The 12,977-nt window shown below is 70.4% G+C and carries 14 protein-coding genes; 8 read left to right on the top strand and 6 right to left on the bottom strand.

Translation table 11 applies throughout. The annotated features are described in order from the left end of the window. Positions 1–21: 21 nt before the first annotated feature. Positions 22–1,371, bottom strand: coding sequence for a hypothetical protein (locus JT689_RS04760; protein WP_205251657.1), 1,350 nt, complete (start codon positions 1,369–1,371; stop codon positions 22–24). A gap of 86 nt (positions 1,372–1,457) precedes the next feature. Next, positions 1,458–2,294: an MBL fold metallo-hydrolase gene (locus JT689_RS04765; RefSeq protein ID WP_049892496.1), complete on the bottom strand. Its 837-nt coding sequence runs from the start codon at positions 2,292–2,294 to the stop codon at positions 1,458–1,460. A gap of 82 nt (positions 2,295–2,376) precedes the next feature. On the opposite strand from JT689_RS04765, the gene JT689_RS04770 reads away from it, so the two are divergent. Then, positions 2,377–3,027 carry a helix-turn-helix domain-containing protein gene (locus tag JT689_RS04770; protein WP_010902596.1) on the top strand — a complete coding sequence of 217 codons (651 nt, stop codon included), beginning with the start codon at positions 2,377–2,379 and terminating at the stop codon, positions 3,025–3,027. An 8-nt stretch (positions 3,028–3,035) separates the two neighbouring features. Here the strand turns inward: JT689_RS04770 and JT689_RS04775 are convergent, their stop codons facing one another. Further along, positions 3,036–3,434 (bottom strand): YlbF family regulator, encoded by a 399-nt coding sequence (locus JT689_RS04775; RefSeq protein ID WP_010902597.1) that lies wholly within the window; start codon positions 3,432–3,434, stop codon positions 3,036–3,038. Positions 3,435–3,541: 107 nt separating this feature from the next. Here JT689_RS04775 and dph2 point away from each other — a divergent pair, with 107 nt between their 5' ends. Then, positions 3,542–4,576 carry a diphthamide biosynthesis enzyme Dph2 gene (dph2, locus tag JT689_RS04780; protein ID WP_205251658.1) on the top strand — a complete coding sequence of 345 codons (1,035 nt, stop codon included), beginning with the start codon at positions 3,542–3,544 and terminating at the stop codon, positions 4,574–4,576. A 48-nt stretch (positions 4,577–4,624) separates the two neighbouring features. Continuing rightward, positions 4,625–5,245 (top strand): METTL5 family protein, encoded by a 621-nt coding sequence (locus JT689_RS04785; protein WP_010902599.1) that lies wholly within the window; start codon positions 4,625–4,627, stop codon positions 5,243–5,245. On the opposite strand, the gene JT689_RS04790 is transcribed toward JT689_RS04785, so the two are convergent. After that, the gene (locus JT689_RS04790) at positions 5,236–7,032 is read right to left on the bottom strand and encodes a rhomboid family intramembrane serine protease (protein ID WP_010902600.1); all 1,797 of its coding nucleotides are present in this window, start codon (positions 7,030–7,032) and stop codon (positions 5,236–5,238) included. The two genes, JT689_RS04785 and JT689_RS04790, sit on opposite strands and share 10 nt — an antisense overlap. Before the next feature lie 99 nt (positions 7,033–7,131). Between JT689_RS04790 and JT689_RS04795 the strand changes: the two genes are divergently transcribed. Beyond that, on the top strand, positions 7,132–7,416 hold the full coding sequence (locus JT689_RS04795; RefSeq protein ID WP_010902601.1) for a DNA-directed RNA polymerase subunit L: 285 nt from the start codon (positions 7,132–7,134) through the stop codon (positions 7,414–7,416). A gap of 6 nt (positions 7,417–7,422) precedes the next feature. Here the strand turns inward: JT689_RS04795 and hisF are convergent, their stop codons facing one another. Further along, positions 7,423–8,244, bottom strand: coding sequence for an imidazole glycerol phosphate synthase subunit HisF (gene hisF / locus JT689_RS04800; RefSeq protein ID WP_010902602.1), 822 nt, complete (start codon positions 8,242–8,244; stop codon positions 7,423–7,425). A 39-nt stretch (positions 8,245–8,283) separates the two neighbouring features. Between hisF and JT689_RS04805 the strand changes: the two genes are divergently transcribed. Beyond that, positions 8,284–8,787 carry a universal stress protein gene (locus tag JT689_RS04805; protein WP_157849921.1) on the top strand — a complete coding sequence of 168 codons (504 nt, stop codon included), beginning with the start codon at positions 8,284–8,286 and terminating at the stop codon, positions 8,785–8,787. 52 nt (positions 8,788–8,839) lie between these two features. Beyond that, a complete protein-coding gene (locus JT689_RS04810) occupies positions 8,840–8,977 on the top strand; it encodes a hypothetical protein (protein ID WP_010902604.1) in 138 nt (45 codons plus the stop codon). Between the two features lie 7 nt (positions 8,978–8,984). Here the strand turns inward: JT689_RS04810 and purL are convergent, their stop codons facing one another. After that, on the bottom strand, positions 8,985–11,087 hold the full coding sequence (gene purL, locus JT689_RS04815; RefSeq protein WP_136361255.1) for a phosphoribosylformylglycinamidine synthase subunit PurL: 2,103 nt from the start codon (positions 11,085–11,087) through the stop codon (positions 8,985–8,987). A 115-nt stretch (positions 11,088–11,202) separates the two neighbouring features. Between purL and JT689_RS04820 the strand changes: the two genes are divergently transcribed. Together JT689_RS04820 and JT689_RS04825 are read left to right on the top strand one after the other, a co-directional pair. Beyond that, complete coding sequence (locus JT689_RS04820) at positions 11,203–11,886, top strand: PHP domain-containing protein (protein ID WP_012289241.1); 684 nt, start codon at positions 11,203–11,205, stop codon at positions 11,884–11,886. Beyond that, positions 11,886–12,968, top strand: a complete 1,083-nt coding sequence (locus tag JT689_RS04825; RefSeq protein ID WP_010902607.1) for an asparagine synthetase B — start codon at positions 11,886–11,888, stop codon at positions 12,966–12,968. The genes JT689_RS04820 and JT689_RS04825 overlap by 1 nt, the downstream gene beginning before the upstream one ends. Positions 12,969–12,977: the final 9 nt, after the last annotated feature.

Below are 12,977 nucleotides of genomic sequence, written 5' to 3' on the forward strand. Positions count from 1 at the left end.
AACCGTTGTGATCCCGAGCGCTCAGGCGCTGAACACGTCCGACAGCTGGTCGCGCCAGTCGTCGATGGCGTCGACGTGCTCGGAGAGCTCGGCGACGTCGGCTTCGAGGGCGTCCACGTCGCCGGAGACGTCGGCCAGCGCCAGCACGTCGTCCTCGGTGTCCGCGAGGCGCTCGTCGAGGGCGTCCACGTCGCCGCGCAGCCGGTCCAGCGACGATTCGAGGTCGTCGACAGCCCCGACCGTGGCTTCGACGTCGTCGACGCGCTCGTGCAGCGCCGCCCGGTCGTCGGCGGCAGCGTCGACGGACTGCTCGACGCCAGCCACGTCGTCGCGCACCGTCGATAGCTCGGTTTCCAGGTCGGCCACGTCGTCTTCGAGGTCGTTGAGCACGTCCTGTGCCGTGCCGTTGTCGTCGATGAACGACTCCAGGGCGTCGGTGTACGCTTCGATCTCGGAGACCCGGGACTGCAGGTGTGTGAGCTCCACGCGCGTCGATTCGGGTACCCCACCCATCGCGTCCTGGATGGTTGCGAGGTCCTCGTCGGCGACGGCGTCGTTGCGGATCGCGTCCGCGAGCGCGGCCACGATCTCCGAGCCATCACGGGGCGCAGCGTCCACACCCGCAGCGTCGTCGGCGGCGCTGGTGTCGGCGGCCACCGTGTCGGTTGGCGGGTCGGCGTCGGCGGTGTCGTCGCCGTTGGCGGTCGCCGTCGCTTCGAGTGCGGCGCCCGTCCCTGTGGTGTTGTCCGCGGGCTGGCCGTCAGTGTCGGGGCTCGTGTCGTCGGTCTCCTCGGGCTCGGTCCCACCGATGTCGGTGAGCCCGGCGTCGTCGCCGAGGATTTCGGCGTCGTCGGTGACCGGCGTGTCGACATCGGCGTCGCCGACGTCCGCTTCGACGGATCCGAACTCGTGGTCGGTGGTGTCCTCGTCTTCGAGCCCGGGGACCGTGTCGCGGTCGCCGCCCGCCAGCTCCCGCACCACGTCGCTGGACTCCGGCGGGATGGCGTCCTCGATGTCGGGGCCGTCGACGTCGATCTCCGGGGCCGAAAGGAACGGCGTCTCGTCTTGGTCGTCCTCCATGCGGACGCCGTAGACGGTGGTGAACGATTCGCCGGCGTCGATCTCGCGCTCGAAGCGCACGACGCCGTCGCCGGTCGCCGTCCAGTGTTCGCTGCCGTATTCGGGGTGGAACCCGATCTGGTCGATGCCGAACTCCTCGGGGATCTCGTCGGTGATCGTCAGCGTCACCCCGCCGTCACGGGTCGAAGACACGTCGAAGGCGACGGCCGGCACCGGGAAGTCCTCGGCGTTGAAGAACTTGCTGACGGTCACACCGTTCGTTTCGACGACTGTTTCGTCACTCACGGGCATCACCCTGGAGTGCGTCGTTCATACAGCAATCTACGCGGAGAGGCCCTTAAATTGCCGGGGGGTAGGTGTATGCGCGAGGTGGGGGCCTACGAGACGTCGATGCGGTCGCCGATTTCGACGACGTCGAGGCGCTGTGGTGACGCCATGCTGCGGGTGTGTGCGTGCAGCGCCGTCGGGTCCGCGGTCAGTCCTTTCCACATGTCCCAGTGCGTGGGGACCAGCCGGTCGAGTTGGAGGGCGTTCGCGCACGCGACGACCTCCGTCTCCGTGTTGTACCACGTCGTGACCGACGGTTCGCGGGTCTGTTTGTCGGGGATCTCGCCCGTCGATCCGAACGCCAGGATCCCCACGTCGATGTCGTGGGCCGCCCCGATCTCCGCGAGGGCGTCGGCGGGTTTGGTGTCGCCGCCGTGGAACACCGTGCCGGCGTCGTGCTCGAAGACGTACGACACCGGCTGGACCGCGTCGGGGTCGTGTGCGGGCGTGACGTGGACGGTGAACGAGCCGATGTCGTAGGTGTCACCGACGGCGACGCGCCGGTACTGATCGGTGGTGACGGCGTAGTCGTCCTGCCAGCGTTCGTCGTCGCGGGCGACCGCGATCGAGGCCTCGGGGGCGTACAGCGAGCAGCCCGTGTCGGCGAGCAGCGGGGCCTGGCTCGGGCCGTGGACGTGGTCGGTGTGCTCGTGGGTGGCGAGCACTGCGTCGGCGTCGGAGACGTCACGGGGATCGAACGGCACGGGAATCATGCGCACCGTTCGCGGCGGGTCGCCGGTCCCCAGGTAGGGGTCGACGAACAGCGTCGTGCCGTCGCTGGCCTTCAGGATCACGCCGTTGCAGCCGAGATACCAGACCGCGATGCCGTCGGGATCGGCGGCGGCGACGGCTGCGGGCAGCCAGTCGCCCCAGTCGGAGTGCACCATACCGGCCGTTGGTGGCCCGCGTCCTAAGCGTTCGGTGGTTCGGCCAGGGCACTTAACAGCACGTGGACACGTGTACGATGTGATGAGCGTCATCGCTGAACTGTCGATGTCGTCGCCCCGCATGATCCTCTACGAGGCGACCACCAGCGTCCCCAACGTGACGTTTGATGTCGAATCCGTCGACGTGGCTGATGGCGGGGACACGGTCAAAACGGTCGCGTGGGCGATCGGCGATGACCTGTCCGCGTTCGACGACGCGATGCGGGCTGACTCGACCACGACCTCGGTAACGCTGCTGGATCAGCTGGCCGATCGGCGACTGTACAGCTACCAGAACGCCGACGCGTCGGAGGTCCAGATGTACACCGAGTGGCTGGATCTCGGTGCCGCACAGCTGCACGTCGAGTCGCAGAACGGCGTGTGGTTCGTTCGCGTTCGGTTCCCCGACCGGGACGCACTGGCGTCGTTTCGCGAGATCTGCACCAGCCAGGGGGTGGCGTTCACGCTGCACTGCATCTACAGCGGCGTCCCCGAGGCCGACGCCACCCATCAAGACCCGCTGACCGACGCCCAGCGCGAGGCCGTCCGGGTCGCCTTGGACGTGGGCTACCTCGACGTGCCGCGGTCGGCGTCGCTGTCGGCGGTCTCCGAGCAGCTCGGCGTCACCGAGCAGTCAGCGAGCGAGCGGTTGCGCCGCGCGACGCGGAACCTCGCCGCCAACGCCGTTGACTGACGGCGCCGTCAGTCCTGACAGCAGGCACCGGACTCCCCGACGAAATCCACGTCCAGGGGGTCGCTGATGAGGTCGTTGAGTCCCTCAAACCGTGCTTCCAGGGCGTCCTGGGCGTCGAGGTAGTCCGCCATCACGGGGTGGTCGTGGAGGTGCTGTTGGGCCTCCTGGACGCGGTTGAGGGCGGCCTCGTCGGCGTCCCCGGACTGGCGGGCGAGCATGAACTCCTGGCGGAGTTGCTCGAACTCCTCGATCCGAGACTGCACTTCATCGGTGGTCTCGACGGCGCGCTTGGTCTCCATGAGGCGGCGGTACTCGGGGAGGTCGGCGATCGCGTCGCCGAGCTGGCGCGCGAGGTCGTCCGCAGCGTGGTCCGCGCTGGGGCCGGCGGCGTCGGTCTCAACACTCATGTTCCGGGGTTGGTGCTGGCGTCGTTTCAAACTGCCGGAACCCCCGAACGCCGCCCCCGTACCGCGAACCACGGGGGTTAAACGAGCAAGCCCCCATACCGCAGCTAATGAGCAACGAGGAGGCACGGTCGGCGGGCGATCTCCGGAACACTGGACTCTCGCTGCGCCACGACCGGACGTGGGATTACGAGCTCGACCGCATCGTCGACGAGGTCGAGCGGAAAGACGCCGAGAAAGTCGGCCTGCAGTTCCCCGAGGGGTTGAAGCGCCGCGGGCCAGCGGTCGCCGACGACCTGCGGGCGCGCCTGGACGACACCCGCATCATGCTGTCCGGGCAGCCCTGTTATGGGGCCTGCGACCTCGACACGTATCTGATGCGGCGCACCGACGTGTTCGTGCACTTCGGGCACTCCCCGATGAAGGAGTCGGATTCGATCATCTACGTGCCGCTGTTCTCGAACGTCGACGTCGAGCCCATCATGCAGGAGGCCCGCGACGAGTTCCACGACGGCGACGTTGGGCTGGTGACCACCGCCCAGCACATGAACCAGTTCGAGGAGATGCGCACGTGGCTGGAGGAGCGCGGGTACACGGTGCACACGCGCCGCGGCGACGACCGCCTCACCAACGAGGGCCAGGTGCTTGGCTGCAACTACGCCAGCGCGGACATCGACGCCGACCAGGTGTTGTACGTCGGCGGCGGGAAGTTCCATCCGCTCGGCCTGGCGATGGAACACCCCGAGAAGAACGTCGTCATCGCGGATCCGGTCAACAACGCGGTGTCGATCGCGGACGCCGAGCAGTTCCTCAAGGAGCGCTACGCGTCCGTCCACAAGGCGATGGATGCCGAGCAGTGGGGCGTGATCTTCTGCACGAAGATCGGCCAGGGCCGGTTCGATCAGGCCGAGGAGATCGTGGAGAACAACGACAACGCCTACCTCATCACGATGGACGAGGTGACCCCCGACAGGCTGATGAACTTCGACATGGACGCGTTCGTGAACACGGGCTGCCCGCGAATCACCACCGACGACGGCCCGCAGTTCCACAAGCCGATGTTGACCCCCGGCGAGTACGAGATCGCCGTCGGGAACAAGCCACTGGAGGACCTCTCGTTCGACACCTTCCACGGCACCTGGTAGCGCCGTGCGGGCGCAGGGTTCTTCGCCGCCGCCCACCACGGGTGGAGCGTGAAGCGGGCGCTCGCCAGGCGACTCGGCGCAGTCGAGGGGTTCCGGGATCCGGACCCGGGGCTCGAACAGTACGCCACACCGACCGAGCTGGCCGCCCAGCTCATCGCGCTCGCCGACCTCCACGACGACCTCGCCGGTCGCACGGTCGCCGATCTCGGAGCCGGCACGGGGATGCTCGGGATCGCGGCGGCGACCCGCAACCCCCACCGCGTTCTGGCGGTCGAGCGTGACCCCGACGCGGTGGCCGTCGGCCGGGCCAACGAACCCCGCGTCGAGCCGGGTGTGGGCGTCGAGTGGACGGTGGCCGACGCCACGCGGCCGCCGCTGGCAGCCGTCGACACCGTCGTGATGAACCCGCCGTTCGGCGCGCAGGACGGTGCCGAGCACGCCGACCGGGCGTTCCTGGCGGCCGCCTCGGAGGTCGCGGCGGTGTCGTACTCCGTGCACAACGCCGGCAGCAAAGCGTTCGTGGAGTCGTTCGCCGGCGACCGGGGTGGAACCGTCACCCACGCGTTCGCCGCCGAGTTTGCGGTGCCCGCTCAGTTCTCCTTCCACACCCAGGACCGCGCCGTCCTCGACGTGGAACTGTTCCGCGTGGACTGGGGTCGTCAGTCGTAGGATTCGCTGTGCGCGACCGTGACGGTCGTGTTGCCGGTGTGCGCGAGCAGCCGGCCGGCCGTATGTTCGAACGTCAGGCCGCCCGCCGTGGCGGTGGCGTTGGCCGCCGGCACGCCGGTGGTGGCAAGCGCCGTTTCGTTTCGCAGCACCGTCAGCGAGAACTGCCCGGCGTCGGCGTTCAGCCGGACGTGGCGGCCGTCCAACACGGGGGCTGCGGTGCGGTTCGCCGACGCGAACACCGGCCGCAACGATCCGCCGTCCGGCGGTCGCAGGTAGACGTTGTAGACCGGCTGGCCGCCGGTGGCGACCCACCCCTCGCGGTGCACGCCGACGGTCTCCCGCCAGTTCAGCCCGCCGACAGTGATGGCCGCGTCACCACGGAACGCGAGCTCGTCGGTGCCAACGCGTTCGGTCCACATGCCGCGGTCCGGGTTGGCGACGATGACGCCGCTGGCGGAGACGTTCGTCGCGGCCCCCGAGTACGGGATGTCGACCGCCGCAACCCGCTTGTTGGTCGCGTTCTCGGCGTACGTAACCTCGTAGCCGTTGACCGAAACCGCCGACTGTGCGACGTTCGCGTCCTGGACGGTGGTGAGGTTCACGGGCACCGCGACGAACGCCATCGTCACCACGGGGATGATCAGCGCCGCCGCCGCGAGTTTGCGCGCCGTCGCGGTGGTCTCGCCGCCCCGTCCGGGGAGCGTAACGCCGCCGTGCGTGCCCGCGACGACCGCAAACACGACCGCAAGCACCACCACGAGCAACAGCCCGCCGGCGCGGAACAGCACGTACTCGGCGCTCCGGCCGTACCACCACACCGCCCACAGCGACAGCGACGTGGCGATCACGACCGCGCCCAGCCAGACGCGGGCCGGGTTGGGGTGGTCATCGCGGTGCACGAGCACCGCGACCGCCGCCAGCGCGCCCAGAAGGAACCCGAAGAGGTGGCCTTGGACCGCGACGCCCGCCCACCACGGCGGCCCGAACGACTGGGACGCCGACGCGAACGTCACGGGCTCCAACAGCGTCCGCCAGAACACCGAGATGGCGTCCCGGGCGGCGACGGCCACCACCGTCGCCAGGGGGTATTTGAGGAGCGCGAACCCCGCGAACGCGAACACGACCCCGGAGAACCCGACGGCCGCGCCCCAGGAGAACACGCTGGTGAGAAGCGCCACCGCGAGCACGCCGGCGGGGAACACCACGCCGGCACGGACGTAGGGGTTCGTTCGCCACGACCCGAACGCGGCGGTGCCGCGGGCAGTCGGGTAATGCGAGAACGCGTACTCGGCGACCGGCGCGAGCGCCAGCGTGCCGATGAGGTTGCCGGTGACGTGGCCGAGGTTGGCGTGGGCGATCGGCGACGTGAGCACGCCCAGCGGGTAGGCGTACGACCAGGAGATGAACGGCACCACAAGCAGTGTGCCGTCCGGGCCGCGCTGGACGAGCGTGTAGAACCCGGCCACGATCCCGGCAACCAGCAGCGTCCCCCAGGGCACGCCGAACAGGAGCCGCGACCGAACCGCCTGGACGGCGTCTTGGCCCGGTCCACGGGTGAAAACGGCGGTGCCGGTCGCAAGCAACACCACGACGGCGGCGTATCCGACGGCCCGCCACAGGTCCAGGAGGCCGCTGCTCCCCGCCACGACGAGCCCGGCGAGCACCCCGCTGACGGCAGCCCCGGCGAGCCACCGCGCGCGGCGAAAGCGCGGGACGACACTGACAGCGAGCACACCACCGACCGCCGTCAGGGCGACGACCGCGGCGGCGTCCGACGGCACGTGCATACATCACGTCTCCGTGTTGGGACGTAATAAACCAGCGGGCGCACCCCGACGGGTCGGCCGTTCGAAACGTTGAAACGCCGGACGGGCGAAACCGGAGCCATGGATCTGCGGGTTATTGAGAAGGACGACGCGGAGCTGACCATCGAAGTCGCCGGGGAGAACCACACGTTCATGAACGTGCTGAAGGGCACGCTGCTGGAGACCGACGGCGTCACCGCGGCGTCCTACGACATGAACCCCGAGCAGTCCGGCGGCCAGACGGAGCCGCTGCTCACGATCAAAACCGACGGCGACGTGGACCCAGTCGACGCCCTGCAGGCGGCGGCCGGCCACACCAGCCAGAAACTCCAGTCGTTCGCGGACACCTTCGAAGCCGCGGTCTGAGCCGGCTCACGCGTCCGGGGCGCGGATCGGATAGCCGGCGTCAGCGAGCGTCTCTTTCGTCTCCGCGATGCTGTACTCGTCGAAGTGGAAGATCGACGCCGCCAGCGCCGCGTCAGCGCCGGCGTCGTAGGCGTCGGCCATGTCGCCGGGCGCGCCACACCCCGAGGACGCGATCACGGGCGTCGAAACGGCGTCACAGACCGCCGCCGTGAGCGGAACGTCGTAGCCGTCCTGTGTGCCGTCGGCGTCGATGGAGTTCACGAACAGCTCGCCCGCGCCGCGTCGCTGTGCCTCCTGGACCCACTCGATGGCGTCCATGCCGGTGCCTTCGCGGCCGCCGTGGACCGTGCACTCGAACCAGCACGACTCGCCGTCGACCTGCGTGTAGTGTTGGCCCTGTTCGTCGAAGCGCCGCCGGGCGTCGACGCTGATGACGATGCACTGGCTGCCGAAGGCTTTCGCGCCGCGGTCCACCAGCGACGGGTCGGCGATCGCGCCCGAGTTGATCGAGACCTTGTCGGCGCCCGCGCGCAGCGTCTCCCGGATGTCGTCGGTGTCCCGGATGCCGCCGCCGACGGTCAGCGGGATGAACACCTCGTCGGCGACCGCCGAAACGGTGTCGAGCATCGTCTCCCGGCCCTCGGCGCTGGCCGTGATGTCGAGGAACACGAACTCGTCGGCGCCCGCTTCGTTGTACCGCTTCGCCATCTCGACGGGGTCGCCCGTGTACGCCAGCTCCTCGAAGTTGACGCCGGTGTACACTGCGGGCTCCCCGTCGTCGTCGAGGTCCACGTCGATGCAGGGGATGACGCGCTTGGTGAGTGTCATCGGTCGGGTACGACGGCGTACATCCGAGACCCGGATAAGGTGTCCGATCCGCGCGCTCCCCTGGCGTGGCGTGTGGATCTCGAAACGCTGACGGGGCCCGAACGCCCAGGCGAACCCATAACATACGTCGTCGCGTTCGACAGCTCGCCGCTCGCGGAGGCGGCGCTCCGGCGTGCCGTCACGTTCGCCGACGCCGCCGACGCGGCCGTGGTGGCTGTCACCGCCGTGCAACGCGATCCCGCGATGGCCCGCGACCGGGGCTGGCTGGGCGCTGACGAGTCGTTCGATGTCGGGACGGTTGCGGCCGCGATCGCGGCGGACGTCCACGAGATCGCGCCGGGCGTGCCGGTGGAGTACGAGGTATTGGACGCATACGCGCCCCGGGGGCGTGTCAGTCGCACTGTCCGCGAGCTCGCGGTTGATGCCGGCGCGACGGTCGTGTTCGTCGGCAGCGACAACGCCGGCCACGTGGTCGGCGGCCTCACCTCCGTGGGGCAAGGCGTCTCCGCGGACGACCGCTACGACGTGCACATCGTCCGGTAGGCAGTCACTGCGCTTCGATACTGCCAAGTGCGGGCGCCGAGAACCGCCGCGTATGTCCGACGATCACGGCGACGACGGGGGCCGCGTCACCGCGCCCATGCAGGAGTTCTCGATTGGACAGGTCACGAACGGGCTCATCGTGCTTTTGGTTGGGCTGGCGGTCGCGTACGCCGTCCCCGTCGTCGTGTAATCGCCGGTCAGTCCAGCTCGCGGGCGATGACGCCGCGGTGATCCCGGATCGTGGCGGCGTCCCGCGTCACAGTCTCGTCGTCGACGGTCACCGACAGCGTGCCGTCCGTGGTCGCCGACCCGAGGCGCACGACGGGCACATCAAGGGCCGCTTGGAGCGCGTCGGCGTCGCGTGTTTCGACGACCGCACGACCAGGGCATTCCGAGAACAGCGCCGCCAACCCGGGCACGGTGACGGTCGCGCCGGCGTCCGCGGTCACCATCTCGGCGAGCGTGACCGCCAGCCCACCGTCGCTGATGTCGTGGACGGCCAGCGTGTCCGCTCGCGTGGCGGCCTCGCGGACGGCGTCCACGCCGGCTGCGTCGGCGGCCGGGAACTGGTCGGTGCCACCCAGCGCCTGGAGGTAGACCGACCCGCCGAGGCCGTCGGCGTGCCCGCCGACGAGCACGAGATCGCCGTCGCCGGCGAGGCCACTGCCGGGGACGGGGTGCTGGTCGCGGTAGCCGACCACGGCGAGCGTCGGCGTCGGCGCGATGGGGCCGGTCGCGGAGTCGTTGTACAGGCTGACGTTGCCGCCGACGACCGGCGTGTCGATCGCACGACAGCCGTCCGCCAGCCCCGCAACCATCGCCTCGAAGCCGCCGTACACGTCGGGGTCCTCGGGGTTGCCGCCGTTGAGGCAGTCGACGGCCGCCAGCGGCTCGGCACCGGCCGCCGCGAGGTTCGTGGCGTTCTCGACGGCGGTGGCGTACGCGCCGGCGTACGGCTGGCAAGCCGTCCACCCCGGATTCGCGCCCGCGGACAGCGCGACCGTCGTCCCGTCGTCGGCCTCGTGCAGCGCCAGCCCGGCGGCGTCCTCCCCGGGGCGCTGGACGGTTCGCGCGCCGACCTCGTGGTCGTACTGGCGATACACCCACTCGTTGCTCGCGGTGTTGGGGGCCGAGAGCACGGCGTCGATGGCCGTCCCGAGCGCCGGATCCGGCCGGTCCGTGGCTGGCGCTTGGGGTGCCGTCGACGGCTGGTCGGTTGCCGGCGCTCCGTCCGCGAGAACCGTCGCGGGCGCGTCGACGACGGTCTCGCCGTCGAACTCGCAGACGTAGTTGCCCGTGGTGACCTCGCCGATGACCGAGCAGCCCAGGTCGTATCGCGTGGCGACCTCGCGGACGGCGTCGACGTCGGCTGGGGCGACCTCGTAGCACATGCGCTCCTGGGACTCCGCCAGCAGGATCTCCATGGCGTTCATCTCCGGTTCGCGCTGGTGGACCGCGTCGAGGGTGATGCGCGCGCCGAGTTCGCCCTGCGCGACCATCTCCGAGGACGCCCCGCCGAGCCCGGCGGCCCCGAGGTCGCGGGCGGCGACCACGAGGTCGCGGTCGAGCAGCGTCTCGTTGGCCTCGATGAGGAGTTTCTCCGTGTAGGGGTCGCCCACCTGGACGGCCGGGCGGTCGGCGGTTTCGGCGTCCTCGGCGAGGTCCTCGCTGGCGAAGCTCGCGCCCCCGAGGCCGTCCCGGCCGGTGGCGTTCCCCACGAGCACGAGCTTGTTCCCGGGCGATTTCGCCGCCGCCGTGACGAGTCGGTCCTCGGTCACCAGGCCGACGCACGCGACGTTCACCAGCGGGTTGCCGGTGTAGCCGTCGTGGAACTGCGTGGCCCCGGCGACCGTCGGGACGCCGATGGCGTTGCCGTAGTCGCTGATCCCCTCGACCACGCCGTCCAGGAGGTATCGGGCGTGCTCGTCGTCGAAGTCACCGAAGTACAGCGCGTCGGCGAGCGCGATGGGATAGGCCCCCATCGAGAGGGTGTCCCGGACGATGCCGCCGACGCCGGTGGCGGCACCATCGTAGGGGTCGACGTAGCTGGGGTGGTTGTGGCTCTCCACGCCGACGGTCACGAGTTGGTCGGTGCCGGGGACGCGCACGACGGCGGCGTCGTCACCCGGGCCGACGACCACGGCTTCGCTGTCGCTGTCGAACGCGGACAGCAGCGACCGTGAGGAGCGGTACGCGCAGTGTTCGCTCCAGAGGTTCTCGAACAGCGCGGCTTCCGCGGGTGTGGGGTCGCGGCCGAGGGCTGCCACGACGCGCTCCCGATCCGAGTCACCAAGAGACATTCACTTTCGTGGTCTGACTCGGGTGGTTTAGTCGTTTCCATATGCATAGTCGTGGTGTGTTCGGCGGCGCACCGGTACCGAGTCGTTTTTCTTCCCACCACGGCAAGCGTTGACTGTGCTGTCTGTCGAACTCCACGCGCACTCCGAGCGCTCCTACGACGGCCGTGACCCCGTCGAGATGCTGCTGGAGCAGGCCCAGGCCGTGGGGCTCGACGCGCTTGCGGTGACAGATCACGACGAAATAGACGCAAGTCTCCGGGCCGCGGAGTTGGCCGCCGACTACGATCTCGTCGGCATTCCCGGGATGGAGGTGACGAGCGCGGACGGTCACGTGCTCGCCATCGGTGTCGAGCGCGCCGTGCCCGCCGGGCTGCCGTTCGCCGAGACGCTGGCCGAGATCAGGGACCGCGGTGGCATCGCCATCGTCCCCCACCCCTTCCAGTCCTCGCGCAGCGGCGTTGCGCCCCACATCTCGCGGCGCGAACTGGCGTCCGCGGACGCCATCGAGGTGTACAACTCCCGGCTGCTGACCGGGCTCGCGAACCGGAAAGCCGAGACGTTCGCGGAGCACAACGACTGCCCCATGACCGCCGGCAGCGACGCGCACATCGCCGAGATGGTGGGGCAGGCGGTCACGCGGATCGACGCCGACGGCCACACGGTCGAGGCCATCCTGGACGCCATCCGGGCGGGCGAAACCACGGTCAACGGGAAACGAACCCCGTGGCATATCAGCTTCCGGCAGGCGGCCGGCGGCGCGAAGCGCCGGATCACGAACCGCCTCGCGGAGTTCTTCTGATGCGGGGCGCTGCCCCCGACGCAGTGCTGGACGCCGTCCAGTCGGGCGACCCGCTGCCCGGAACCGGCGGGTTCGCGGGCGAGCTGCCGGACGGCCGGCTCGCACGGGACGTGTTGGGCCGCCGGCTGTGTTACGTCGACGGCGACGAGTGGAGCCACGACCCACGGGATCTCGCTGCGCCGACGCTCCTGCCGGCCGGCCACGTTCGCGCTCCGGGCGCGACCGGCAGCGGACGGCCGGTGTGGTCGCTCCCGGAGCCGGCGCCGACCGGCGACGAGCCGGTCGAGCGCGTCCGGGACGCCGTTGCGGGCGCGCTCGGGGGCGTTCCTGCGGGCGACGACCTGGCGGTGGCGTTCTCCGGCGGCGTCGACTCCGCGCTCGCCGCGGCCGCGCTGGACGCGCCGCTGTACGTCGTCGGCTACGCGGACAGCAGCGACATCGCGGCGGCCCGCGAGTCGGCGGCCGCCATGGGGCGTGCCGACGACCTGCGCGTGCACGAAGTGACGCTGGCGGACATCGAGGCGGCCGTGCCGACGGTGGCGCGGGCGATCGGCCGCACGAACGCCATGGCCGTCCAGATCGCGTTGCCGTTGTTCCTGGTCGCCGCCCGGGCGGCCGCCGACGGCTACAGCCGCCTCGTGGTCGGGCAGGGGGCCGACGAGCTGTTCGGTGGGTACGCGAAGGTCGCGAAAGCGCCGACCGACCCGCGCACCGACGCCGACACTGTGCGCGGTGCGCGCCGGGAGACGGTGCAGTCGCTGCCGGCCCAACTGGAGCGGGATCTGCGCGCGCTGCGGGCGGCCGGCGTGGAGCCGGTGACGCCGCTGCTGCACGACGACGTGGTGCGCGCGGCGCTCGCGCTGCCGGGGGAGTGGCTCGTGTCGGGCGACACCCGGAAACGCGCGCTCCGGGAGGCGGCCCGATCGTGGCTGCCCGACGCGGTAGCCGACCGCGACAAGAAAGCCGTGCAGTACGGCAGCCTGGTCGCCCGCGAGGTCGACCGGCTCGCCCGCCAGGCGGGGTTCAAGCGCCGCATGGACGACCACGTCACACAGTACGTCGAGGCCCGCATCGAGGAGTGACCGGGCAGC

Source organism: Halobacterium sp. GSL-19 (assembly GCF_016917855.1).
Classification (GTDB): Archaea; Halobacteriota; Halobacteria; order Halobacteriales; family Halobacteriaceae; genus Halobacterium; species Halobacterium salinarum.